General features: G+C 68.9%; 22 protein-coding genes. 15 read left to right on the forward strand and 7 right to left on the reverse strand.

Translation table 11 applies throughout. From position 1 onward, the window contains the following. Window positions 1–118 precede the first annotated feature (118 nt). From WI697_RS16290 to recQ, 5 genes are all read left to right on the forward strand, one after another. Entirely contained in the window at window positions 119–694 is a 576-nt protein-coding gene (locus WI697_RS16290) for a peptidylprolyl isomerase (RefSeq protein WP_345959170.1), read from the forward strand. 119 nt (window positions 695–813) lie between these two features. Then, window positions 814–1,692 carry a hypothetical protein gene (locus tag WI697_RS16295; protein WP_345959171.1) on the forward strand — a complete coding sequence of 293 codons (879 nt, stop codon included), beginning with the start codon at window positions 814–816 and terminating at the stop codon, window positions 1,690–1,692. 195 nt (window positions 1,693–1,887) lie between these two features. Continuing rightward, window positions 1,888–2,130, forward strand: coding sequence for a type II toxin-antitoxin system ParD family antitoxin (locus WI697_RS16300; RefSeq protein WP_345959172.1), 243 nt, complete (start codon window positions 1,888–1,890; stop codon window positions 2,128–2,130). Window positions 2,131–2,412: 282 nt separating this feature from the next. Next, window positions 2,413–2,892 (forward strand): peptidylprolyl isomerase, encoded by a 480-nt coding sequence (locus WI697_RS16305; RefSeq protein WP_062762839.1) that lies wholly within the window; start codon window positions 2,413–2,415, stop codon window positions 2,890–2,892. Between the two features lie 54 nt (window positions 2,893–2,946). Then, entirely contained in the window at window positions 2,947–4,809 is a 1,863-nt protein-coding gene (recQ, locus tag WI697_RS16310) for a DNA helicase RecQ (RefSeq protein ID WP_062762865.1), read from the forward strand. 74 nt (window positions 4,810–4,883) lie between these two features. On the opposite strand, the gene WI697_RS16315 is transcribed toward recQ, so the two are convergent. Further along, complete coding sequence (locus tag WI697_RS16315; protein ID WP_345959174.1) at window positions 4,884–6,389, reverse strand: EAL domain-containing protein; 1,506 nt, start codon at window positions 6,387–6,389, stop codon at window positions 4,884–4,886. Window positions 6,390–6,606: 217 nt separating this feature from the next. After that, window positions 6,607–7,539 carry a DMT family transporter gene (locus WI697_RS16320; RefSeq protein ID WP_345959175.1) on the reverse strand — a complete coding sequence of 311 codons (933 nt, stop codon included), beginning with the start codon at window positions 7,537–7,539 and terminating at the stop codon, window positions 6,607–6,609. A gap of 554 nt (window positions 7,540–8,093) precedes the next feature. Here WI697_RS16320 and WI697_RS16325 point away from each other — a divergent pair. After that, window positions 8,094–9,233, forward strand: a complete 1,140-nt coding sequence (locus WI697_RS16325; protein ID WP_345959176.1) for a patatin-like phospholipase family protein — start codon at window positions 8,094–8,096, stop codon at window positions 9,231–9,233. Continuing rightward, window positions 9,230–10,702 carry a L,D-transpeptidase family protein gene (locus WI697_RS16330; protein WP_345959177.1) on the forward strand — a complete coding sequence of 491 codons (1,473 nt, stop codon included), beginning with the start codon at window positions 9,230–9,232 and terminating at the stop codon, window positions 10,700–10,702. Before WI697_RS16325 ends, WI697_RS16330 begins: the two co-directional genes overlap by 4 nt. 225 nt (window positions 10,703–10,927) lie before the next feature. On the opposite strand, the gene WI697_RS16335 is transcribed toward WI697_RS16330, so the two are convergent. Together WI697_RS16335 and WI697_RS16340 are read right to left on the reverse strand one after the other, a co-directional pair. Then, window positions 10,928–11,203 (reverse strand): hypothetical protein, encoded by a 276-nt coding sequence (locus WI697_RS16335; protein ID WP_345959178.1) that lies wholly within the window; start codon window positions 11,201–11,203, stop codon window positions 10,928–10,930. Between the two features lie 215 nt (window positions 11,204–11,418). Then, complete coding sequence (locus tag WI697_RS16340) at window positions 11,419–12,351, reverse strand: PhzF family phenazine biosynthesis protein (RefSeq protein ID WP_345959179.1); 933 nt, start codon at window positions 12,349–12,351, stop codon at window positions 11,419–11,421. Window positions 12,352–12,562: 211 nt separating this feature from the next. Here WI697_RS16340 and WI697_RS16345 point away from each other — a divergent pair, with 211 nt between their 5' ends. The 5 genes from WI697_RS16345 to WI697_RS16365 all read left to right on the forward strand — a co-directional run bounded on the left by WI697_RS16345 (window position 12,563) and on the right by WI697_RS16365 (window position 18,801). After that, complete coding sequence (locus WI697_RS16345; protein WP_322111412.1) at window positions 12,563–13,003, forward strand: OsmC family protein; 441 nt, start codon at window positions 12,563–12,565, stop codon at window positions 13,001–13,003. Further along, the gene (locus WI697_RS16350) at window positions 12,990–14,240 is read left to right on the forward strand and encodes a multidrug effflux MFS transporter (protein WP_345959180.1); all 1,251 of its coding nucleotides are present in this window, start codon (window positions 12,990–12,992) and stop codon (window positions 14,238–14,240) included. The genes WI697_RS16345 and WI697_RS16350 overlap by 14 nt, the downstream gene beginning before the upstream one ends. A 303-nt stretch (window positions 14,241–14,543) precedes the next feature. Then, entirely contained in the window at window positions 14,544–16,865 is a 2,322-nt protein-coding gene (locus WI697_RS16355; RefSeq protein WP_345959181.1) for a patatin-like protein, read from the forward strand. Next, on the forward strand, window positions 16,862–17,560 hold the full coding sequence (locus tag WI697_RS16360; RefSeq protein WP_345959182.1) for a class I SAM-dependent methyltransferase: 699 nt from the start codon (window positions 16,862–16,864) through the stop codon (window positions 17,558–17,560). Before WI697_RS16355 ends, WI697_RS16360 begins: the two co-directional genes overlap by 4 nt. A gap of 242 nt (window positions 17,561–17,802) precedes the next feature. Continuing rightward, on the forward strand, window positions 17,803–18,801 hold the full coding sequence (locus WI697_RS16365; protein ID WP_345959183.1) for a J domain-containing protein: 999 nt from the start codon (window positions 17,803–17,805) through the stop codon (window positions 18,799–18,801). A gap of 10 nt (window positions 18,802–18,811) precedes the next feature. Here WI697_RS16365 and WI697_RS16370 read toward each other — a convergent pair whose 3' ends face one another. Both WI697_RS16370 and WI697_RS16375 read right to left on the reverse strand, forming a co-directional pair. After that, entirely contained in the window at window positions 18,812–19,513 is a 702-nt protein-coding gene (locus WI697_RS16370) for a glutathione S-transferase family protein (RefSeq protein WP_345959184.1), read from the reverse strand. A gap of 16 nt (window positions 19,514–19,529) precedes the next feature. Next, a complete protein-coding gene (locus WI697_RS16375; protein WP_345959185.1) occupies window positions 19,530–21,311 on the reverse strand; it encodes an SLC13 family permease in 1,782 nt (593 codons plus the stop codon). A 149-nt stretch (window positions 21,312–21,460) separates the two neighbouring features. On the opposite strand from WI697_RS16375, the gene WI697_RS16380 reads away from it, so the two are divergent. Further along, window positions 21,461–22,165 carry a glutathione S-transferase family protein gene (locus WI697_RS16380; protein ID WP_345959186.1) on the forward strand — a complete coding sequence of 235 codons (705 nt, stop codon included), beginning with the start codon at window positions 21,461–21,463 and terminating at the stop codon, window positions 22,163–22,165. Between the two features lie 184 nt (window positions 22,166–22,349). Continuing rightward, a complete protein-coding gene (locus WI697_RS16385; RefSeq protein WP_345959187.1) occupies window positions 22,350–24,710 on the forward strand; it encodes a penicillin acylase family protein in 2,361 nt (786 codons plus the stop codon). Between the two features lie 25 nt (window positions 24,711–24,735). Here WI697_RS16385 and WI697_RS16390 read toward each other — a convergent pair whose 3' ends face one another. After that, window positions 24,736–24,948, reverse strand: a complete 213-nt coding sequence (locus WI697_RS16390) for a type II toxin-antitoxin system TacA family antitoxin (RefSeq protein ID WP_345959188.1) — start codon at window positions 24,946–24,948, stop codon at window positions 24,736–24,738. A 153-nt stretch (window positions 24,949–25,101) separates the two neighbouring features. On the opposite strand from WI697_RS16390, the gene WI697_RS16395 reads away from it, so the two are divergent. Next, on the forward strand, window positions 25,102–25,247 hold a 146-nt coding region (locus WI697_RS16395; RefSeq protein ID WP_345959191.1), incomplete at its 3' end, for a transposase family protein.

Genomic DNA, 25,247 nt, shown 5'->3' on the forward strand with positions numbered 1-25,247 from the left:
CAATAACTTACGGCAGATCCCCGCAGCGAATTTCGGTCCACGGGTTGGTTTCGGCGTGCCGATCCCCTATATTTCGCTCGAACCCGCCACAACGACCATGATCAGGACCCCTCGCTTGGTGACGATCAGCCGACGCGCGGCCCTCGGCCTTCTTGCCGGCGCCGCAGCTGCCACGGGTATCGCAGGAAACGCCCTGGCCCAGACCAACCCGGCCCCCGCAGGGGCACCGGATCCCGAGAACACCCTGGTCATGACCCTTGCGTCGGGCAAGGTTCTGATCCGCCTGCGTCCGGACATCGCGCCGGGGCATGTGGCGCGGATCAAGGAACTCACCCGGCAGGGTTTCTATGACGGCGTGGTTTTTCACCGCGTCATCCCCGGCTTCATGGCCCAGACCGGCGACCCCACCGGCACCGGCCGTGGCGGGTCGGGCAAGAAGCTGAAGGCGGAACTGTCGAACACGCCCTTCCGGCGCGGCACCGTGGGCATGGCCCGCGGCAGCGACCTGGACAGCGGCGACAGCCAGTTCTTCATCTGCTACGACCGCGCCGGCCACCTCGACGGCAGCTATACCGTCTGGGGTGAAGTGGTCGAAGGCATGGATCTCGTCGACCGCATCGCGCCCGGCGAACCGCCGCGGCGCCCCGACCGCATCGAGAAGATGCAGGTCCTGGCCGACGCAGCCCCGAAGTAATCCCACAGCCGCGGCGGCCCGAAAGGCCGCCGCGGGCCGTTCCATCTGTCCGTTTATCAACTCGAAGTTGATAGGTGATGCAGCAGACTTTCCGGATCAACAAGCAAGGAGGATCTCCCATGAACAGCGGCCGTCCCGATACCAGTCTCTGGGGCCCCGGCAAGGCCATGTTCGATGATGTGTACAACCTCTCGGATCCGGCAGCGTACTGGCAGCGCCTGGCACCTCTCGATTACCAGACCCCCGAGATCGCCGCAGGCTTCTACCGCTCGCTGCTCGGCAGCCTGGCGGTGGCACGTGGCCGCGGGTCGCTGAAGCTGATCGATCTGTGCAGCGGCTACGGCGCGCTGCCGATGATGTTGAACCACGACCTGCAGCCTGGCACGCTGCACCGGCTCTATACCGATCCCAAGCGCGCAGCCCAGCCTGATGATGCGGGCCGTATCGCCTATGACCGCAACATGCTCCAGCGCCGCAAGGCGGCGGCCCAGCACCGCATCGCCGGTGTCGACGTGGCCGAAAATGCGCTGCGCTATTCCCGCACCGTCGGCCTGATCGAACGGGCCTTCGTCGAGGATCTGGAGGCGGCGGCGCCGAGCGACGAGCTGGCCCGCTGGGCGGCCGATACCGACGTGATCGTCGAGGCCGGCGGCATGGGCTATGTCGGCGAGGCGACCATCGCCAGGCTGATTTCGGCGGCCGAAGACGGCCGCAAGCCCTGGGTGCTGTCGATGCCGGTGCGCACGGTCGACACACGCGACCTGGAAGAAATGCTGGCCGATCACGGCTATGCGGTGGAACACAGCTCCAAGACGTTCCGCCACCGCCGCTTCCACGATCAGAGCGAGCAGACCGCCGCGCTCGACCGCCTGGCCGATTTCGGCATCGACACCGGCGGCGCCGAAATCGACGGCTTCTACCGCGCCCGCCTGCTGGTCGCCCGCCCGACGGCGGAAGCCGCAGCCTGGCCCATCCAGGCCCTGCTGCCGGCAGCCTGACCTGCAGGATACGGCCCGGCTTTCAGCCGGCCAGAACGACGACGGGTGATCGCCACAGGCGGTCACCCGTTTTTTGTGGGGTGCGCCCCGCTACCAGGCCGGCAAGTGCCGGTCGGGGGCGGACAGTCTGCAGCAGGCCGCTCGTTTGCCCCTGCGCTCGCAGCTGATATGATCGGACCTAAGAGAGGTGCGATCATGTCCAATGTCCATCTGACGGAACCGATGCGGGACTATGTCGACGGCCTGATCAGGTCGGGGGCCTATGCCAATCTCAGTGAAGTTGTACGCGCAGGGATCCGCCTGTTGATGGAGAAGGACGACGCCCGGCAGTTTTATGCGTTGAAAGCCGAGCTTGGAACCGCCGCTGCTGCGGCGGAGGGTGGAGCTTGCGTCGAATTCGACCCACGAGGATTCGAACCCGATGCCTTCAAGCGCTGATCGTCTGAATGGCGGTCAACCTCTCTGATCTCGCCCTGCGGGGTCGGAGAACAGTGGCTTCTATATCCGGACCTTTCGACGCATTCCGCCGCCGATGCCCGCGACCGCACACCTCACCGCCGCCGCCTTTTTCACCCCTCCGGCTTTTTCGCTCGCATCGGCGGATGATCGGGCTAGGATGGGGCGCGTCAGCGGTGAACCCGGTTGCGGGTGGTGCCGTATGGCTTTTTGACGATCCTGCATCCACATCCTTCCGACCACCCGTTACGGAGCCCTCCGCTCATGACCGACACCGCGCTCGACCCCGAGAACACGCTGGTGATGACCCTGGACCACGGGACGGTGGTGATCCGCCTGCGTCCCGACCTCGCGCCCGGCCATGTCGCCCGCATGAAGGAACTTGCGCGCGAAGGCTTCTATGACGGCATCGTCTTCCATCGCGTGATCGAGGGCTTCATGGCCCAGACCGGCGACCCCACCGGCACCGGCCGGGGCGGTTCGGGCAAGAAGCTCAAGGCCGAGTTCACCAAGACCCCGTTCGAGCGCGGCGTGATCGGTGCGGCCCGCACCCCCGATCCGGACAGCGCCGACAGCCAGTTCTTCATCTGCTTCGCCCCCGCCCGCTTCCTCGACGGCCAGTACACCGTCTGGGGTGAGGTGGTCGAGGGCATGGAGGCGATCGACAAGATCGCCCGTGGCGAGCCGCCGCGGAAGCCGGATGCGATCAAGAGCCTGAAGGTCAAGGCCGACATCCAGGGCTGACGCGCAACCTTGGATACGCCAGACACCACGTCCGGGGGCGGCAACGCCCCGGACATCACGACCGGTTCGAAGGCCGCGACGCGCGACCCGGCCGAAGTCCTGCACGAGGTCTTCGGCTACAAGGCGTTCCGCGGCCTTCAGGCCGAGATCGTGGACCACGTCACCCGGGGCGGCGACGCCCTGGTGCTGATGCCGACCGGCGGCGGCAAGTCGCTCTGCTACCAGATCCCGGCGCTCTGCCGGCCGGGGGTCGGCATCGTGGTCTCGCCGCTGATCGCGCTGATGCAGGATCAGGTGGAGGCGCTGCGGCAGCTGGGCGTGCGCGCCGCCGCACTCAACTCCACCATCCCCTTCCGCGAGGCGATGGCGATCGAGCAGGCGATGCGCCGGGGCGAGATCGACCTGGTCTATGTCGCGCCCGAACGCCTGCTGACCGAACCCTTCCTGCGCCTGCTCGACGAGATCGAGATCGCGCTGTTCGCGATCGACGAGGCGCATTGCGTCTCGCAATGGGGCCACGACTTCCGGCCGGAATACCGCCGGCTGACGGTGCTGCACGAACAGTGGCGTCATGTCCCCCGGGTGGCGCTGACCGCCACCGCCGACGCCCCCACCCGCGCCGATATCCAGACCCATCTGGACCTTGGCCAGGGCCGGGTGTTCCTGTCGAGCTTCGACCGCCCCAACATCCGCTACCGCGTGGCGCCCAAAGAGACGCCGCGCCAGCAGATCAAGGATTTCCTGGATCGCCACCAGGGCGAGGCCGGCATCATCTACTGCATGTCGCGGGCCAAGGTGGAAGAGACCGCAACCTGGCTGACATCCGAGGGCATCGACGCCCTGCCCTATCATGCCGGGCTCGACAAGGATGCCCGCGCCCGCAACCAGGACCGGTTCCTGAAGGAAGACGGGCTGGTGATGGTCGCGACCATCGCCTTCGGCATGGGCATCGACAAGCCGGATGTGCGCTTCGTCATCCACCTGGACCTGCCGAAATCGCTGGAAGCCTATTATCAGGAAACCGGTCGCGCCGGCCGCGACGGGCTGGCATCGGAAGTGCTGATGCTCTACGGCACGCCCGATATCGCCCGGATCTATCAGCTGATCGAGGCGTCGGAAGCGGCCGACACCCAGAAACGGGTGGAGCGGCGCAAGGTCGATGCCCTGGTCGGCTTCTGCGAGACCACGCGCTGCCGGCGTCAGGTACTGCTGGACTATTTCGACGAGCACGGCACCCAGCCTTGCGGCAATTGCGACACCTGCCTTGAGCCGGCCCGCACCTTCGACGGCACGGTCATCGCGCAGAAGGCGCTGTCGGCGGTGTATCGCACCGGCCAGCTGTTCGGCGCCGCCCATGTCATCGACGTGCTGACCGGCACAACCACCGACAAAGTCCGCCAGTTCGGCCATGACAAGCTCAGCGTCTTCGGCATCGGCAGCGAGTTGGACAAGCGCGGCTGGAAAGCGGTGTTCCGTCAGCTGGTCGCCCATCGCCTGCTGGTGGTCGACACCGCCGGCCATGGCGGGCTCAGGCTGGGCGACAACGAGACCTGCCGGCCGCTGCTGCGCGGCGAGACCAGCCTGACGCTGCGCGAAGACCCGGCACCGCGTCGCCGCGGCCGGGGCCCCGCCCGCGACCGCAGCCGGCCCGAACGCCCGAGCCTGGCGGGCGAGGACGAGACCATGTTCCAGGCACTGCGCCGGCTGCGCCTGGCGCTTGCCCGCGCCCAGGGCGTGCCGCCCTATGTGATCTTCCACGACGCGACCCTGGTCGAGATGGCCCGCAACCGGCCGCTGGACGAACGCGCGCTGGCCGAAATCCCGGGCGTCGCCTCTACCAAGCTCAGCCGCTATGGCGACGCCTTCCTGGCGGTGCTGCAGGGCGAGGATCCCGAGACGGTCGCCGACGGGTTCTGACCCGCCCGGACCGATCCGGCGATGAAATCCCGGTTCAGTTCGCGAAGTCTCGGTTCAGGCGATGAAATCGCGGTTCAGGTGATGAAATCCCGGGCCGGCACCGGCCGGCCGAAGAACCAGCCCTGCCCCAGCGCATCGGGATGTTCCACCGCCAGATGGCAGGCCTGGGCCTCGGTCTCGATGCCTTCGACGATCACCTCGGCCCCCAGAAGACCCGCAAGCGCGAAGATCTGCGGCACGATCGAGGCGCTGATCGCGCCGGTGCCGATCGCCCGGGTGAACAGCCGGTCGATCTTGATCGCATCCACCGGCAGCTCGCCCAGATGGGCCAGGCTGGAATAGCCGGTACCGAAATCGTCGATATGAATGCGATAGCCGCGGTGGCGATACCGGGCCGCCGCCGGCGCCAGCTGCTGATATTCCGCGGTCGATCGCTCGGTGATCTCCAGCGCGATCCGCTCGGGCGCGATGCCGAGCCGGCGGGTCTCCGTCTCCAGCAGATCGAAGATGTCCGGATCGAGCAGATCCATGGTGGTGACGTTGAGTGCCAGGCGGAAATCGCCCGGCCCTTTCAGATGCGGTGCCATTTCATCCAGCGCCCGGATCAGAACATAGCGGGCAAGCTCGCCACTCAACCCCGTCCGTTCGGCAACCGGCACGAAGATATCGGGCGGGATCTCGCCGCCATCGGGCCGGTCCCAGCGGATCAGCCCTTCGGCCCCCACGACCCCCCCGTCGCGGACCCGCACCACCGGCTGATAGACCAGCCGCAGACGCCCGGCGGCCAGCGCCCGGCGCAGATCCTGTTCGATCGACCCGCCCGGCCGGCGCCATTGGGTCATGGCCAGGGCCGAGGCGGCACCGGCCAGCGCCCCCAGCAGCCCCACCCCGGCCACCACCGGCATCGGCTGGCCCAGCATGCCGCGATCACCCGAGGCGATGGCGACGCAGATATCGAACCGTCGCGAGCAGGCGGCGGGATAGATGCGGCCTTCCAGCAACACCCCGCCCGCCGTCGGGCGCACGTTCAGGCTGCGGGTCGGCGTGCCGTCGCCGGTGCGGAAAACCCGGCCGGTGCTGCGGGCATAGCTGAAAACCAGCCGACCTTCATCGCGCATGAAGTCGTAGGCGGCATCCGAGATGAACACGATCGTCCGCCCGAGACTGACCATGTCGGTGGTGATGCGCCGGGCCGCCGGATTGCGGGAGGCGGTCCAGACCCGCGCGCCGCTCGGCGCTTCGTAATCCGGCGGATCCAGCGGGGTCGGCAGGTCCAGCTGCCCCCAGGCTGCCGTGCACAGGATCCGGTCGCCATCCAACCGGCCGACATCGCGGATGAAGCGCGAAACGAAGATCCGCTCGCGCAGCAGGGCCAGATCGAGCTCGGAACAGGCGGCCGCCATATCCGTGTTGGCGGCCACCAGCATCCGCGCCGCCTCGTCGGCGATCTCGTCCGATCGGGCCACCATCTCGGTCAGATGTGTCTCAAGCGTCGCATCCGACATTCGCCGGGCGACGAATTCTCCGCCCGCGAGCGCAAGCGCCGCCCCGGCCAGGGCCGCGGCGAACAGAAGCGGCATCAGCCAGCTGCGGCGAGCCCCCGTCCGATCGATCCATCCATAAAGACCCCGCGACAGCAGTGACACCTTAAACCCCTCGCCCCCGGATCGAGCACCGTTGCATCCTGCAACCCGGTGGCTCGCGATTGGGAGTGTATATGTATAGATGCCGGAACGTACAGAGGCAGGCAATGGAATTTATGGAGAATTTTCTTAAAAACCAATCGAAATCCATTATTCATCCGCGACGCGCAAGGCGAACACCTGTAATAACCACAGCTGCACCCAAAAGACGGGCGAGGGTCAGCTCTTCCCCCAGCAGCAGAACCGCAACCGCAACCGCGATCACCGGGGTCAGATAGGTGAAGACCATGGCCCGGGCGACACCCAGCCGGGCGATACCTTCGTACCACCAGACGAAGGCAAGGGCAGAGGCGAAGACGACGCTGAACCCCCAGGCGGCCCAATCGGCGGCCCCAAGCGCCGCCCAGGGCTGATCGGCCAGCCCCGGCAGCGCCAGCAGACAGAGCGCCAGGGCGCCGAACAGCATGGTCCAGGCGGTCACTGCCAGGGCGCCCAGCCGCGCCAGCAGGTGGCGCGACAGCGCCGAATACAGCGCCCAGGCCGCGGCGGCCCCCAGCATCACCAGATCGCCGGCCAGATCACCGGTTTCGAGATGAAGCCCCGTCAGGCTGTTGTTGACCACCAGCGCCACACCGGCAAAGGCGACGAGAATGCCGGCCCAGGCCCGCGGCCCCGCCTTCTGGCCGGTCAGATGGCCGAAGATCGCCCCGAAGATCGGCGCGGCCGACATCACGATCGCGGCACTCGACGCGCTGGTCATGTGCAGGCCGGTGGCCCAGAAGCCCTGAAACGCGGTGATGCCCACCAGCCCCAGCCCGATCAGCGGCAGAATATCGCGCCGCTGCAGATGCAGACGCACGCCGCGCAGCCGCAGCAGGATCAGCAGCAGCACCGCGCCGGTGATATAGCGGGTCGCCGAGAAGGCGAGCGGAGACATCTGATCCAGTACCGATTTCGCGATCGGAAAATTGACCCCCCAGATCGCCGCGACCGTCAGAACCTGCAGAACCCCACTCTGGAACGGCCCGAGCCTGTCGCTGTCCGATGCGCCGGCGGCTTCTGCCCGCATCGCCCCTTTGCCCTCCATGAGTCTCTCCTCCCGATCCTGTTGGTTGCCTGCTTGTTGGTCGCGCGCGTGGTCATCGACCGCGGCGACGGGTGATCCTGGGCCGCGCCCGACCAGGGCGTCAAGCAAACGTATGATCGGTGAATCAGCGCCGGACGCGACCGGCGGCTGGCGGATGTCTCTTCAAGGTCACAGCGGGCGGGGTTTTGACACGCCCAGGGCACGGTCTGCCGGGGCATGATCATCCCGATGGTGAGCGGTCGATATGCCTCGCCCGGCAATCGACCCTGACCGCGACGCCGACCAGGCCGAGTGGACGCACGCTCTCCAGCAAGCCTCAACCCTGTCGCCTCTCGCGGCGGCCGCATTGCGCGGCCGCCGTTTTTTTTTTGGGGAAATGACGGGCGGCGATGGTTGCGGCACAGCCACAACCCGTGGCATTCCGGGCGCGGGCTCACCAGCAGACTTTGCACGACCCCCCGTCTGCGCCTATATCGCTTGGGTCAGCTTTCGTGCCGCAATGCGGCACCCGGGTTCCGGCGGTTTCCGGGACGATGAGGGGCAGGAACGACCGCATGACCGACCGCGCGCCCGACCGCCGGGTCAGAGACCATGTCGACGATCCGGTGGGTGACACTGCGCAGGTGACGGATGGCCGGCACCGCCCGCAGACCCATGCCGAGCGCGAGGCGCGCTCTCCCGCAAAGACCCGACCGATCACACTGGCGCTCCAGGGCGGCGGATCGCATGGCGCCTATACCTGGGGCGTGCTCGACCGGCTGCTGGAAGACGACCGTTTCGGCGTCGAAGCCGTCAGCGGCACCAGCGCCGGGGCGCTGAACGGGGCGGCCCTGGTCGCAGGATTTGCGACCGGCGGCCGCCAGGGCGCCCGCGACGCCCTGAACCGGCTGTGGGAGGCGGTGATGGAGGCCGGGCGCTACAGCCCGCTTCGCCGCACCCTGCTCGACCGGCTGATGGGCGGCTGGAACATGGATATGAGCCCGGCGCGGATGCTGTTCGATCTGACCAGCCGGGTGCTGTCGCCCTATCAGCTGAACCCGCTCAACATCAACCCGTTGCGCGATGTGGTCTCGGAGGCGATCGACCTCGATGCCGTGCGCAAATGCGGGGCGATGAAGCTGTTCGTGTCCGCAACCAACGTCCGCACCGGCAAGATCAAGGTGTTCGAGAACGAGGCCATCACCGCCGAAGCCCTGCTCGCCTCCGCCTGCCTGCCCTATGTCTTCCAGGCGGTCGAAATGGACGGCGACGCCTATTGGGATGGCGGCTATATGGGCAATCCGGCGATCTTTCCGCTGATCTACGGCGCCCGCAGCGCCGATGTGGTGATCGTACAGGTCACCCCGATCAATCGCGACGAGATCCCCAAGACCGCGACCGAGATCTGGGAACGCGTCAACGAGATCAGCTTCAATTCATCGCTGATGCGGGAAATGCGCGCGATCGGCTTCGTCGCCCGCCTGCTCGACGAGAACCGCCTGGATCCGCAGCGCTATAAGCGCATGCGGGTTCACTGGATCGACGGCGAACAGGAGATGGTGCCGCTGGGCAGTTTCTCTAAGATGAATGCCGATCGGGACTTCATTCTGCATCTTCGCGACATCGGCCGCGCCTCTGCCGACACGTGGCTGACCGCCAATGCCGATCTGGTCGGCAAGCGGTCGAGCATCGACCTTGTGGAGAAATTCCTGTGACCACGGTCCCTGCCGCTCTCCGATATCTGACCGCCGCCGCCCTGATCGCCGCCGCGGTCGGCGCCGCCATGCCTGCCCAGGCCCAAGGCGTTGCCGCAGGCGCCACGGGGGCCGCCGCGCAAAAGGCGGCGGCGGCAAAGCCCGTGCCCCAGGGACCGCGCGGCATCATCGGCCGGATCGAGACGCTGACCGCGAAGCATGAAGACACGCTGGTCGATCTGGCCCGCACGCTGGGCATCGGCTATGTCGAACTGCTGGCGGCCAATCCGGGCGTCGAGCCCTGGCTGCCGGGCGAAGGCACGAAGATCACGGTGCCGGCCGCCCATCTGCTGCCCGATGTGCCGCGCGAAGGCATCGTGGTCAATATGGGCGACCTCAGGCTCTATTACTTCCCGAAGGGCGGCGGGGCGCCGCTCAGCTTCCCGATCGGCATCGGCCGCGAAGGCTTCGCCACCCCCTATGGCGTAACCCGCGTCACCATGAAGCGCGACGGGCCGACCTGGACGCCGACGCCGTCGATGCGCGCCCGCAACCCCAACCTGCCCGCCTTCGTCGGCCCCGGCCCGAACAACCCGCTGGGCACGCATGCGATGAATCTGGGCTGGCAGAACTATGTGATCCATGGCACCAACCGGCCCTATGGCGTGGGCCGCCGGGTCAGCCAGGGCTGCGTGCGGCTTTACCCCGAAGACATCATCAAGCTGTTCGGCATGACCGAAAGCGGCACCAAGGTGACGGTGATCGACCAGCCGGCCAAGGTGCAGGTGATCGACGGCCAGCTTTATCTTGAGGTCCACCCGACCCAGCTGCAGGTCGATCAGATCGAGGAAGTCGGCCGCTTCACCCCGGAAGCCATGCCCGAGGTGGAGCCCAAGGTGGCCGCTGCCGCAACCAGGGCCGGCATCAAGGTCGATTGGGAAGCCGTGACCCGCGCCGTCATCGAGCGCACCGGTCTGCCGGTGAAGGTGAGCGTCGGCGGCGGCACGATCCCCGAACTGGCGGCACTGCCCGTCAATCCGGTGCGGACGCCGGTTGAAAAGACCCTGCCCGGCCAGCAGTCGGTGCCGGCGGAAGATGGCGGACCGGCACGGATGACGCCGGTCTCGGCCACCGCGGCCCCCCAGGCACCCGCGGGCAGCCTGCCCAAGCCGGCGGTCGATCCGCGGAAGGATCCGCTGACGGCCCATACCTTCCCGGCCGAGCTGAAGCCCGCACAGCCGATCGCCCGACCGGCGGAGCCTGCCAATGTGGTGACGCTGAGCGTCTCTCCCGCGGCACGCGCCGCAGCCGAAGCCCGGGCAGTGCAGCCGGTGGCGGCACCCACCACCGCCCCCTTTCCGGCGGCCGCCGCCATCCCGCCCGTCACCGCCAATGCCGCACCGATCACGCAGCCGGCACAGCCGGCGGACATCGACACCCGCATCCCGCGCGGCGCGCCGGTGCAGCTGATCCAGCCGGTCGCGGACTGATCGGGACTGCCCCGGTTGCAGCCTTGCGACACGGGGCAGATCAGCCTCTGGAAACAAGAAGGGCCGGCGGAACATGTCCGCCGGCCCTTCTTTTCGTCGACGTCCGGTGATACCCGGATCCGGTGGACGTCCTCCGCCGCAGCGGAAACCGGATCCAAGCGAAACCCCCGGCAGAACCAGGTCTGACCGGGGGCTTCCGTCGCGCCGGTTACCCGGCGCGAGCGATCACTTGCGCTGGCCGGCGCTGAAGGCGCGCTCGGCGCGCTCGGCGGCCCGCTCGGCGCGATCGGCCGAAGCGGCAGAGGCCTGGGCGCTGCGGGCGCTCTCGGCGGCCGAAGCGCGCGAGGCATCGGCGCTCTGCTTCGCCGAGGTGGCGGCAGCCTTCGCCTCGTTGAGGAGCATACGATCCTCGTCCGAGAGGTTCGCGCAGCCGGCGACCGCGATCAGGGCGGTGGCGCCGAAGAGGGGCAGCGCAACGCGCTTGATACGGTTCATGGTCATGGCACATCTCCAGTTGTCTGGGCAGCATGTGGCGCACCCACATGCGTACCGAGGCGACCGTAGCACAACACCCGTCACGTTTCACCGGTCTGCGGAGGGCGGACCGCACGGCATCGCATCACACCCGGGCTCTGTTGCCCGGATGCAACAGGACTGCGGCATCTGTAGCAAATGTCCGTTTATACTGTGGACGCAGGGCGTCTGAGACCACACCCTCATATGCCGCTGATAAGTCTGCCGGTGGTCATCATCACGGCCCGACCCGCCAGGCGCACCGCGGAAATCCCGGTGTGGTCCAGATCGATCTCCAGATCCAGACGGCTGGGGCGGCCCATCGCCTCGCCCTGCAGGATGGTCCAGGCGACGGTTCCGGGCACCAGAACCGGCTCGATCCCCGCCAGCCAGGCCGCCAGCGCCATCGCCGCCGATCCGGTGGCAGGATCCTCGCCGATGCCGGCGGCGGCCCCGAACATCCGGGCGCGGACCCGCCGCGCCGCCCGATCCACCACCATCGGATAGATCAGCCGCGAGGGCGCGCCCTCTGGCAGCAGCCGGGCCGCGGCCGCGGCATCCGGCCGGCAGCGGTCCAGATCGGCATCCTGCGCCAGCGGCACGAACAGGAAGGGCATGCCGGCGGAGGCGACCAGCGCCCCATCGGCAATCGCACGCTCCGGCAGCGACAGAAGTGCGGCCAGATCCGCGCGCGCCGGGGCATCGGCTACCGGCTCGGGCCGGCGCGGCGCGCCCATCACCGCCCGCGGCAGACCGCCCCCGCCATCGGCCAGGATGTCGACCGGCACGGGGCCCGCCGCTTCCTCGATCACCACCCGGACGGGGCTGCCGTCACCGGGGGGGCTGATCCGCCCCAGATGGACCAGCGCCAGCACGCCGCCGATGGTCGGGTGCCCCGCGAAGGGCAGCTCGATTTCAGGCGTGAAGATCCGGAAGCGCAGATCGCAATCCGGCCGGGTCGGCGGCAGGACGAAGGTCGTCTCCGACAGGTTGAATTCGCGCGCAATCCGCTGCATCGCCCCCTCGTCCAGCCCGTCGGCATCGGGCAGCACCGCCAGCGGATTGCCGCCGAAGGGCTGATCGGTGAAGACGTCGGCAGTCAGAAAGGCGCGCCCCGGGACGTCGGCAGCGGACATGGGCTTCTCCCCTTATGGTGGATGGCGAGGCAGGACGAACGCGCCGATCTTGCACCGGCCGCGCGATCCGCGCCACCCCGTCCCGCCAGCTTCCGCGCTGGCCGCGCCACCGGGAGCGTGGTTTACTCGACGGCCGCCCGAAAATGCGGGTGACGGGATGAATGGTCCGCCATACGGACCCGGTGTGATTGGACGGATGACGATGACGACGATGACCGCGCGCGTGTCCTGGCTGGACGGCATGATGTTCGTGGGCGAAAGCGGCTCGGGACATACGGTGGTGATGGACGGGGCCGCCCAGCATGGCGGCCGCGATCACGGGATCCGGCCGATGGAGATGCTGCTGCTCGGCATGGGCGGCTGCAGCGCCTTCGATGTCGTCCAGATCCTGAAGAAGGGTCGCCAGCCGATCCAGGGCTGCCGGCTGGAGATCGAGGGCGACCGCGCCGAGACCGACCCCAAGGTCTATACGAAGATCACCGTGCGCTATGTGGTCTATGGCGACGGGCTGGACCCGGCCAAGGTCGACCGGGCAATCAAGCTGTCGGCCGAGAAATACTGCTCGGCCTCGATCATGATGGGCAAGACCGCCGAAATCGAGCACGTCTTCGAGATACGGCCGGCAGCGGCAGCCCGCGATGCCGAGGTCTGACACACCGCCCGAACTGCGTGCAGCGACCGTCGGCGGCCCGGCGGACGGCAGGCCGGGTCGCGACGCGCCGCTCTGGATCCTGGTGGTCATCACCGCGATCGGGCCGGTGGCGCTCAACCTGTTCGTGCCGTCGATGCCGGCGGCGCAGCGCGGGCTGGGCCTCAGCGATGCCGCGATCCAGCTGACGCTCACCCTTTATCTGGTGGCGCTGGCCGGGGCCCAGCTGATCTATGGCCCGGTCTCCGACCGCTTCGGCCGCAAGCCGCCGCTGATCTTCGGCATGCTGTGCCTGGCGCTGGGCAGTGTCGTCGCGGGCTTTGCCGAAGATGCCGTGCAGCTGGTCAGCGGCCGGGTGCTGCAGGCGATCGGCGGCTGTTCCGGGCTGGTGCTGGGGCGGGCGATGATCCGCGACCGCCATGATCCGTCCGAGGCGGCGTCGCGGATCGCCACCGTCACGCTCGCCATGATGCTGGCGCCGATGCTGACCCCCGCGGTCGGCGGCTATGCCGATCAATGGCTGGGCTGGCGGGCCGGGTTCTGGGTCATCACCTCGATCGCCGCCGCGATCTTCCTGGCGGTGACCCTGCGCCTGCCCGAAACCCATCACGACCGCCGGCCGATGCCGGGGCTGGCGCCCATGCTGCGCGCCTATCGCGGCCTTCTGGCCGATCGCGGCTTCCTGGGCCATGCCGGCGCCGCCGGTTTCGGCACCGCCGCCTTCTTCGCCTTCGTCGCCGGCGCGCCCTATGTGATCATCGAACTGATGGGCCGCACCCCGGCCGAATTCGGGCTCTGGTATATCGTCGCCTCGGGCGGCTACATGATCGGCAACATCATCACCGCGCGTCTGGCCTCGCGCGTCGGGCCGATGCGCATGCTGGCCGCGGGCGCGATTGCGGCGGTTGCCGGCTACGGCTCGCTGATCCTGGCAGCCGGCCTGCTGCCGATGGCGCCGATGACCATCTTCCTGCCGATGACCGGCATCGCACTCGCCAACGGCATCATCCTGCCCAATGCCACCGCCCGCGCGCTGGTGGCGGGCGGCACCGGCAATGTCGGTGCGGCGGCGGGGCTGGCCGGGTTCCTTCAGATGGGCGGCGGCGCCGTGGCCTCTCAGGTGATCGGCTGGACCCGCGGCGACGATGCCTGGCCGCTGGTCTTCGTGCTGGTCGGCTGCGGGGTCGGCACGCTTCTCTGCACCCGGATCGCCTGGGGCGCAGAGCGCCGTCCCGCCTGAAAACACGATCCACATAAAAAAAGGGACCGCACCGAGCCAGAAGGTGCGGTCCCCGAAGTGTCGGCCGCGCCGGTGGTCCGGTAGACCGGCGGCGACCGGAGACGTGGGTCACGAGAGACAAGATGCCGCCTTGCGTGGGTGCCGGCTTTGACCTGTATCAAGAACCCGGGACATTCCTGAAAAATTCCGGCGATCCCGTCCCGGGCCGGTCACCGCCGGGCTTGCCGCCCCTTTCGCACTGCGCGACGATGCAGGCCAGAGCCAAGCGCCGCGGCAGAACGGCGCCGGAAGGACCCGGGGGAAATGCGCGAGATCGAACTCAGGCTGGCGGTCGTCTGCTTCGGCGGCATCTCGCTCGCCGTCTATATTCATGGCGTCACCCGCGAACTGGCCGGGCTGGTCAGGGCGTCGGAACGTGTCGGCGCCGCCCGCCACGGCCGGCCTGAGGGGCGTCTCGACCCGGTCGAACAGGTCTATGCCGGGCTGCTGGCGGATATCGGCCGCGACCGGCCGATCCGGGTGGTGATCGACATCCTGTCCGGCGCTTCGGCCGGCGGCGTCAATGCCGTCACCCTGGCCCGCGCGCTTGCCCATGACCTGACGCTGGAGCCCCTGCGCGCGCTCTGGCTGGACGGGGCGGATGTCGATGCGCTGACGGCCGAGCGCAACCGCGCCGGCCCGTTTTCCAAGCTGGTGCTGCGACCACTGCTGCCGATCGCCCGGCGGCTGGCGCTCGGCCCCTCGGCCGCGGCGGAAGCCGATTTCGCCGAAAAGCTCTCGCGCTTCCTGCGGGCCCGCTGGTTCGAACCGCCTTTCGACGGACCGGGCCTCGCCGGCCGGTTCTTCGATGCCCTGACCGCCCAGACCCCGGCCGATCCGCATCTGGTCGCCGCCGGTGCGGCGCCATCGCTGATGCCGCGGGGCGTGCCGCTCGATCTGGTCGTCACCGCCACCGATTTCCACGGCCATCCCCGCCGGGTGGCGGTGGGCGACCCGCCCTGGGTGACCGAGCGCGACCACCGCCACCGGCTGGGTTTCGCCTATCTGCAGGACGGCAGCGGCGTGCGGCGCGATGATTTCGGCCCGGGCAGCCTGCCGGCGCTCGCCTTCGCCATGCGCGCGACATCATCCTTCCCCGGCGCCTTTCCGCCCGCCCATCTGGCCGAAATCGACGAGGCGCTCGCCGCCCGCGGCCTCGGCTGGCCCGACCGGCAGCGCTTCGTCGCCGGCTGCTTTGCGGCCCAGGCGCGCGGCGGGGTGGACCCTGAAAAGATCTGGCTGATCGACGGGGCCGTGCTCGACAACAAGCCTTTCGGTGCGGCGATCGAGCGGATCCCGGTCCATCCCGCAACCCGGCCGGTGGACCGGCGGCTGGTCTATGTCGACCCGCATCCCCGCGACCATCTGGCGCTGGAAAACGGCCATCTGCGGGCGCCGGGCTTCCTGGGGGCGATGAAGGCGGCAATGACCGACATCCCCCGCCACGAGCCGATCCGCGACGAGCTGGAGCACATCGCCGAAGGCAACCGCCGCGCCATCGAGATACAGGATGCACTGAGCCGGACCTGGCGGCGGATCGAGGCCCGGGTCCATGACGTCGCAGGGCCGGCGCTGGACGCCGGATCCGATGCCGAAGCGGTGGCGATCGCCCGCGAGGCCGGCCACGAGGCCGCGCGTGCCGATGCCGGTTTTACTTATGACGCCTATCTGCGGCTCAAGACCGGCCGCGAGATCGAGACGCTGGCCCTGCTGATCGCCCGCATTTCCGGGCTGGCGGGCGATGATGCCGCACCCCTTGCCGGCACGGCACGGGCCGAGCTGGTCCCCGCCGTGCGCGCCCTGGCCGAGCGCGACGGGCCGGTCGCCTTTCTTCGCCGCTTCGATGCGGCCTTCGCGGGGCGGCGGCTGCGCTTCCTGCTGCGGGTGGTGAACATGATCGCCGATGGCGACAACCCGCCGCCGCCCGACGCCCTCGCCGGCCTGAAAGCCGATCTTTATGCCCTGCTCGCCCGGATCGAGCGCAGCGCCGGCGGCGGCGAGGCGGCGGCCGGGGTTGCGGGCCTGACGCCGGAAGAGGCGGCGGGCGAAGTGGCGGGGATGCTGGCGCTGATCGACGCCACCCGGGCGCTGGATGCGCGGCTGGCCGCGCTGGATGCCGGCAAGGGCTTCGGCCTGATCCACCGCCGCCGGCTGATCGCCGCCCATGTCGGTTTCGCCTGGCTGGACGTGCTGCTGCTGCCGCTGCTGGACGGCGCCGAACAGGATCCGTCGCAGACCGTGGGCGTGATGCGGATCAGCCCCGACGATGCCCGGCTGCTGGAGCCGGGCGGCGCCGCCGCCACGCTGAAGGGCATCGGCATGCAGCATTTCGGCGCCTTCTTCAGCCGGGCCTGGCGCGAGAACGATTATCTGTGGGGCCGGCTGCATGGGGCAGAACGCATGGTCGACCTGCTGGTCGATGCCGCGACCAAAGCCGGTGTCGCAACGCCCCCCGATCCGGTGCAGGCGAAATGCCGGCTGTTTCGTGCAATCCTGGAGATGGAAGCCCCCCATCTGCCGCAGGCGGCCGATCTGATCCGCGACCTGCGTATCCGCATCGATCAGATCGAGGACAGCCGCGCATGACCGACGACCGCCACCGATCGAGCCTCTCTGCCGCCGATGCCGAAGCCTTCGTGGCCGGCGCCACGCTTGCCGCAGCACCGCCGCTGCTGCCCGAAATCCGCTTGCATCTGGCAAGCGAGATAACCCCACTTTGGGAGGCGACCGAGACCCGGCTGGCCGAAGCCGGCCTGCCGCCGCCCTTCTGGGCCTTCGCCTGGGCCGGCGGCCAGGCCGTGGCCCGGCTGGTGCTGGACCGGCCCGAGCTGGTGCGGGGCCGGCGGGTGATGGATTTCGCGACCGGCGGCGGGGTTGCCGCGATCGCGGCCGCCCTTGCCGGCGCGGCACGGGTCGATGCGGTCGACATCGACCCCTTCGCCACGGCGGCGGCGCGGCTGAATGCCCGCATCAACGGCGCCGACATCGCCACGCTGACCGAAGATCTGGTCGGGCAGCTGCCGCCGCCGGGCAGGCCCGAGGTCGTGATGGCGGGCGATGTCTGCTACGAAAAGCCGATGGCGGAACGGGTTTTCGCCTGGCTGCGGGCGCTGGCCGGCGATGGCGTTCTGGTGCTGCTGGGCGATCCCGCCCGCGCCTATGCCCCGCGCGACGGGGTGGAGGCGCTGGCGGTGATCGACGTGCCAACGGTGATCGAGATCGAGGACAAACCCCAGCGCCGGACCACGGTCTGGCGGGTGCTGCCCGCCCCCATGGGCTGACGACGTCGCAAACATTCCCGCGGCACCAGATTGCGCAGCCGGACCTGAATGCCTAAATATCAGGCGACAGCTCGCGCCGGCAGGCGACGCGCGCCATACCGTGCGGACAGATCCGTCCGGCGGCTGGCCGCGCGGCACCGCCCGTTCACCGGGAGGCCCCGCCAGGGGCACCCGGCAGGGGATGCAGCCCGCCGGCACGCACGCATGGCTTTGACACGAGAGAGCATGAGGAGCATCGAGCGGTGAGCCGGATCCTGTACGACCGTCTGGGCGTCGCGTCGACCGCGAGTGATGCCGAGATCAAATCCGCCTATCGCAAACTGGCCAAGAAATATCACCCGGACAGCCGCCCGGGTGACAAGGCGGCCGAAGAGAAATTCAAGCAGATCAGCGCCGCCTGGCACATCCTGGGCGACCCGGCGCAGCGCAAGCGCTATGACGCGGGCGAGATCGACGAGGAAGGCCGCGAGCGCGTTGCCGCCGGTTTCGGTGGCGGCGGATTCGGAGCCGGCGGCTTCGGCGGTGGACGCAATGCCGGGTTCAGCGGCTTCGAGACCCATTTCGACGGCCGCAATGGCGGCTTCGGCGGCGGGTTCGCCGACCTGTTCGAGGAAATCCTGGGCGGGCGCGGGCCGCGCGCCGGTGGATTTTCGGACATGGGAGGTGCCGGCATGGGCGGTGCCGGAATGGGCGGTCCCGGAAGGGGTGGTCCCGGTATGGGCGGCAGCGTGCCCGACACGGAAGCGCGGATCACGGTCAGCTTCACCGAGGCGGCGCTGGGCGCCACCCGGCGGATTTCGCTGAGCGGGGCCGGTGAGCTGGACCTGAAGATCCCCGCCGGCGCCACCGACGGCACCAGGCTGCGCCTGCGCGGCAAGGGCCAGGGCGGCGGCGACCTGATCGTGCGCCTGGAGGTGGCCCACCATCCGACCTTCCGGCGCGAGGGCAACGACATCCATCTGGACCTGCCGGTGACGCTCGCCGAAGCGGTGCTGGGGGCCAAGGTCGACGTGCCCACCCTGGACGGCCAGGCCCGGATCACCGTGCCGCCCTTCAGCAGCAGCGGTCGCAAGCTACGGCTGAAGGGCAAGGGCGTGCCGGCACGCAGCGGCGCGGGCGATCTGTACGTGCATCTGAAGATCGTGCTGCCCGACCAGCCCGACCCGGCGCTTCAGGCCGCGGTCAAGGACTGGGCCGAGGCCCATCCCCAGCCCGACCCGCGGCGCAACCTTAAGGGCTGACCACCGGCGGTCACGCCCCCTGCCCCTCGCGCCCCTCGTGATCCACGATCACGGGGGGCCGTTTCGTTGCAGCCAGCGCCAGAACGATCCGCGGCTTTGCATAGGCACGGTCGGCAAAGGCGCCGAGCGCAGGGCGCGAGCCCAGGCCCAGCCCGACCCAGTCGGCCCGGTGCAGCCAGGCCATCAGCCGCATGTCGGCGACCGACCAGCGCCCGGCCAGGGTCGGCCCGTCTTCGAGCGCCGCCTCGACCCGGGCCACCCGGTCCTTCAGCACCTGGCGGGCCTGCTCGATCGCCTCGGGCAGATGGCGGGGCGCCAGGCGGCGGAGTGCGATCGACGCCATCATCGGCGGCACCAGATCGGTCTCGATCCAGGCCGACCAGTGTTCGGCCACCGCCCGCTCGGCCGGACGCCGCGGCAGCAGCTTCGACGGCTCCGCCGCGGCCAGGGCCACCAGGATCGCCGCCGCACCGACGATCGGCGCGCCGCCTGCGATCGCCACCACCGGCGGCCGGAAGGCCATGGGGCAGTCGCCCATGAAGGCCGCGACCGCCGGGTCGATCACCGGATCGGCCGGCGCCAGATCGACCACCGGCCGGCGCAGTTCGGCAAGCGCGAGCGAGACCGCCCCGCCATCGGGCGTGTCGCCCGGATGAAAGGCGATCGCGCGTGCAGGATTGGCACGGGCGGCGTCGGCAGGCTTGCGGGTCATGACGGGAAAGCGGTCCTCAGAGCGGCCAGAACAGAAGTAGCAGCGGCACCGAGACCGCCGCGACAACGATCTCCAGCGGCAGGCCGACCCGCCAGTAATCGCCGAAATGATAGCCGCCCGGGCCCATGACCAGGGCGTTGTTCTGGTGCCCGATGGGGGTGAGGAAAGACGAAGACGCGCCGATCGCCACCGCCATCAGGAAGGGATCGGGCGAGACGTCGATGCCCTGGGCGACCGCGATCGAAATCGGCGCCATGATCACCGCGGTCGCGGCATTGTTCAGAATGTCGGACAGCGTCATGGTCACGACCAGCAGGGCGGCGAGCAGAACCCAGACCGGCACGTCGCCGCCGAGACCGACGATGCCGTCGGCGATCAGCCCGGTCACGCCCGTGCTTTCCAGCGCCGCCCCCAGCGGGATCATCGCGCCCAGCAGCACGATCACCGGCCATTCGATACCGGTATAGAGTTCGCGCACCGGCAGGGCATTGGTCACCACCAGCCCCAGCACGACCATGGCGAAGGCGACCGCCGCCGGCAGCAGGCCCGAGGCGGCAAGCGCAATGCCGGCGCCGAACAGACCGAGCGCGATCCGTCCCCGGCGCTGGTCGTGCTTGATGATGTCGCGTTCCACCAGCGGCAGGCAGCGCAGATCGGCCATCACCGCCTGAAGCCGGCGGGAATCGCCCTGCAGCAGCAGCACGTCGCCGATCTGCATCCGCACCCGTCCGAGACGGGAGCGGATGGCGGCGCCTTCGCGCGACAGCGCCAGCAGGTTGATGCCATAGGTCTCGCGCAGGCCCAGCTCGCCCGCATGGCGGCCGATCAGCGGCGAGCCGACACCCACCACCACTTCGGCCATCACGACATCCTGGGACTGAAGATGTTCGGCCGAGGGGCGTTCGGACGCCGCGAAATCCAGCCCCGCCGCCCGGGCGCGGCGGGTGATCGCCTCGCTTTCGCCGCGGACCAGCAGCACGTCGCCGGTTGAAATCTTCTGCCGGGCCATGGCGCCGAAAATCCGCCGGTCGTCGCGGATCAGGCCCACCACCGTCAGATCGCTGTCGGTCCAGGATGCCTCGGCCTCGCCCACCGTCCGGTCGATCAGGCTGGAGCCGGGCTTGACGGTCAGTTCGGTCATATAGGCACCGACATCCATCAGATCGGCGACGGCCCCCTTGCCCATCCGGTCGCCCGGGATCAGCCGCCAGCCGAGCAGCGCCATATAGACCAGCCCCGCCAGCGCCGCCGGCAGGCCGACCCAGGCGAAATCGAGCAGATGATAGGGCTCCCCCATCGCCTGGGCGCGAAAACCCGAGACGATGACGTTGGGGGGCGTGCCGATCAGCGTGACCATGCCGCCCAGCACCGTGGAGAAGGCGAGCGGCATCAGCACGCCGGCCGGCGACCGCCCGGCCTTGGTGGTGCTCTGGATGGCGATCGGCATCAGCAGGGCCAATGCGCCCACATTGTTCATGAAGGCCGAAATCACCGCGCCGATGCCGCAGAGAACCAGGATATGGGTAACGGTGTTGGCCGAGGCCTTGCGCACCAGCCCGGTGAGCGGTTCCAGCGCCCCGGTCAGGGCCAGCGCCCTGCTGATCGCCAGCACGGCGGCGACGGTGATCACCGCGTCATGGCCGAAGCCCGAGAAGGCCTCTTTGGCCGGGACCAGCCCCAGCACCACGCCTGTCAGCAGCGTGCCCAGGGCTACGAGGTCGTAGCGCGGCCGCCCGAGCACGAACAGGACCAGCGCGATGACGAGCAGCGCACTGATCAGGATCTGGTCCAGGGTCATTCAGGTGTCTTTCCGGGCGGCCATGCTTGGGTTCGAGGGTTGCCGATGCGCCGTCTTCGGTCAACGCTGTTGTGCCGGACGGCTGCTTGTCGCAGGCTTGGCGCACCTCATCTCCCTCTGCAGTTCCATCGAATTCTCGCGAGGATCGCATGACCAGCCCGATCGACCTGTTCTACTGGCCGACCCCCAATGGATGGAAGATCTCCATCGCGCTTGAGGAACTGGGCCTGCCCTATACGGTCAGGCCGGTCAACATCGGTGCCGGTGATCAGTTCCAGCCCGACTTTCTGAAATTCAGCCCGAACAACAAGATGCCGGCGATCATTGATCCCGAGGGTCCGGAAGGCCGGCCGATCTCCATCTTCGAATCCGGGGCGATCCTGATCTATCTGGCCGAGAAGACCGGCCGGTTGATGCCGGCCGCCCCCCGCGGCCGCTATGCCGTGCTGGAGTGGCTGATGTTCCAGATGGGCGGCGTCGGGCCGATGCTGGGCCAGGCACATCATTTCCGCCAGTACGCGCCCGAGAAGATCCAGTATGCCATCGACCGCTACACCAACGAGGCAGGCCGGCTTTACAACGTGCTGGACAAGCGGCTCTCGGAAACCGAATGGGTCGCGGGCGACGATTATTCCATCGCCGACATCGCGATCTTCCCCTGGATCGTGCCGCATGAGCGCCAGGGCCAGTCTTTCGACGAGCGCCCGCATCTGAAGCGCTGGTACGAGACCATGAAGGCACGGCCCGCGGTCTCCAAGGGGCTGGACGTCGGCAAGGAGCTGCGCAGCGGCAGCGCCACCGACCCCAAGGCCTTCCAGACCCTGTTCGGTGCCGCCCAGTATCAGAAGCGTTGATATCAGAAGCGTTGATGGCCGGCGCGCTGATCCGGGCCCCCGATGACGGCGTAAGTTGAGTGAGACGGTTCGGGGTGTGCCGATCGTCACCATCCTGCCTCATCTCCTGGTGCAGGATGGACAGGCCCACCCCACCTCTCTTATCCATCGTCCCGTCGCTGTCCGACCAGGCCGGAGCCCGCGCATGACCGATCGATCGACCGCCCCTGCCCGCCGCCGCCGGCCGTTCCGCCGGCCCGCCGGCAGGCGCGCCCGCACCTTCGCGGCCCTGGCGGCCCTGATCCTGCCGGGCTGCGCGGCGCTCGACCCCAGGCCGGTCACGGTCGATCAGCGCATCGCCGCCTTCCCGACCACGGGGCTCGACCTGGAACGGCCGGTCACGCTGCGCTGGTCGGACGAACAGGTGCCGTTCATCGAGGCCGAAACCGATCGCGACCTGGCCTATACGCTGGGTCTGGTCCATGCCCATCTGCGCCTGGCGCAGATCAGCCTGATGAAGCGGGTATCGCAGGGCCGGCTGTCGGAAATGGGCGGGCCGGTCGCCAACGACATCGACCATGCGCTGCGCATCCTGGGCTTCGGCCGCGGCTCGGCCGCGACCGCGCAGGCGCTCGCGCCCGATACCCGCATCTGGGTCGAGGCCTTCGTGAAGGGGCTGAACGACTATCAGGACCGCCTGGCCCGGGCCGGTGGCCCCTGGCCGCCGGAATTCGGCCTGCTGGGCATCCGGGCCGAGCCCTGGACGGTGGAAGACGTCCTCACCATCGGCCGGCTGGCCGGCACCGACATCAACTGGCTGGCCTGGGCCGGGCTGCTGCGCGAGCGCGCCCGCAACGGCCCGCAGGATCCGCGCTGGCGCGAAACCTGGGCCCGCGCCACCGATGCCGGCCATGGCAGCGTGGTCAGCTTTCCCGCAAACGAGACCCATGCGCGGCTGGAACGTCTGCTGACCGAACTCGCCGGCCTGTCGCGTACCGGATCGAATTCGGTGGCCGTTTCGGGGCAGATGACCGAAAGCGGATCGGCGATCATCGCCAACGACCCGCATCTGGGCATGAGCCTGCCGAATTTCTGGCTCCTGGCGGGCATGCGCTCCCCCTCCTACCAGGCGGTGGGCATGATGCCGCCGGGGCTGCCCTTCGTCGCCGTCGGCCGCAGCCCCTGGCTCGCCTGGGGCGGCACCAATATGCGGGCGCTGTCGAGCGAGCTGTACGATGTGTCGGCCCTGCCCGCCGATGCCTTCCGGACCGAGACCCACACCATCCGCACCCGCTTCTGGTTCGATAAGACCGTGACCGTCCGCGTCTCGCCCTATGGCCCGGTCGTGTCCGACAGCGAGATGATCCCGTCGCGCCCGGGCGAGGCGATCGCGCTGCGTTGGCTGGGCCATGACGTCTCGGACGAGATCGGCGCCCTGCTCGGCGCCATGCGCGCCCGAACCGGCGAGGAATTCCGGGCGGCCTTTGCCGGCCGCTATGCGGTTTCGGCGCAGAACATGCTGTGGGTGGACACCGACGGCCATGTCGGCCAGGTGCTGGCGGCCCGGCTGCCGGTCCGGCCCGACGGCATCCCCCAGGATCTGGTGGCGCGCGCCGGCGACCCGGATCGCGACTGGGCACGCTTCGTCGATGCCGGCGAACTGCCGGCGGCCCGCGACCCCGCGGCAGGGTTCCTGGCCAGCGCCAACAACCGGCCGACCGATACCGACCGGCTGGTGCCGATCGGGCTGTTCTTCTCGGCCGATGAACGGGTGCGGCGCCTGCAGAGCGTGGTGCGCGACACCACGCCGGTGTCGGTCGACGATCTGAAGCGGTTGCAGCAGGACGTGACCTCGGATTTCGCCGAAGCGCTGGCGGCGATGCTGGCCGCAGCCGCGCGTGACGCCGGTGTCGCCGGCGATCACCGCAGCCTGGAGCTGATCACCGGCTGGGACGGCGCCTATGCCGCCGATGCCGCGGCACCGGTCGCCTTCGAAGTGCTGCTCTCACGCGTGGCGGCGGGGGTCTATGGCGGGGCCGAGGCGAGTGACGGCCGCTTTGCCTTCGCCTCCAGCTGGACCCAGCTCAACCGCTATCTGGCGGCCGACCTGGCGGCCCTGCCCGAAGCCGAACGCCGCCGGATCCTGGAGGACGGCCTCGCCGCCGCCGATGCGGCGCTGGACGACTATCCCGCCTGGGGCGACATGCACCGGTTGCGCCTGTCGCATCTGCTGGGCCAGGCGCCGATGATCGGCAGCTTCTTCACCTATGGCGACTGGCCGGTCGGCGGATCGCGCGAGACGCCGATGAAGACCGCCCATGATCTGGTGGAAGAGCTGCACGCCGCCCGCTATGGCGCCCAGTCGCGCCATGTCTCGGACATGGGCGACCCGGATGCCAACTGGTTCGTGCTTCTGGGCGGCCAGGACGGCTGGCTCGGCTCCAGCACCTTCGCCGATCAGGTGCCGCTCTGGCGCGGGGGCGACTATCTGAAACTGCCGCTGACCCCGCCCGCCGTGGCCGAACGCTTCCCGCGGCGGCTGGACCTCACCCCCGATCAGAGTTGATCGGCAATAACCAGTCTGGCAGCGATCAGCGCTTCGCCCGATAGCCAGGCTCCCACGGCGCTGGCCGCCTGAGCAATTCGGCTATGTCGGCAACCGGCTCGGCCGGACGGGACAGCGCGGCCAAAAAGTCGGCAAGAGAATCCGGTGTCATGCCGATTATCCCCCGGTCCAGGGCCGAATCCTGGGTCACGAGCGGACTCGCCCGCATCAAGAAGTCCTTATGGTCATGGGCATTCATGGTCGCCTCCTTCCTGCCGAAGGATGCCCCTCCGTCTCGCTGAACGCAATACGGGCAGGCTGCCGCCCCAGGGCAATCGGGTGAAACTGTGCGTGACAGGACGGAAAAAGTCTGAATCTCTCATTGTCGACGTTGTTGGCTTGGGAGGGATGGATGGAACCGTGTGGGGCCTTGGGCGAAGCGATTGGGTTTCTTGAGCATTTTGAGGAGCTTCCGGACGGGCGGCAAGCTGGCAAGATTGTGTATCCGCTTGATGAGGTTCTGCTTCTGAGCCTTCTGGCGGTGCTGGCGGGAGCGGA

Origin of the sequence: Tistrella mobilis (assembly GCF_039634785.1) — a bacterium.
GTDB lineage: Bacteria > Pseudomonadota > Alphaproteobacteria > Tistrellales > Tistrellaceae > Tistrella > Tistrella mobilis.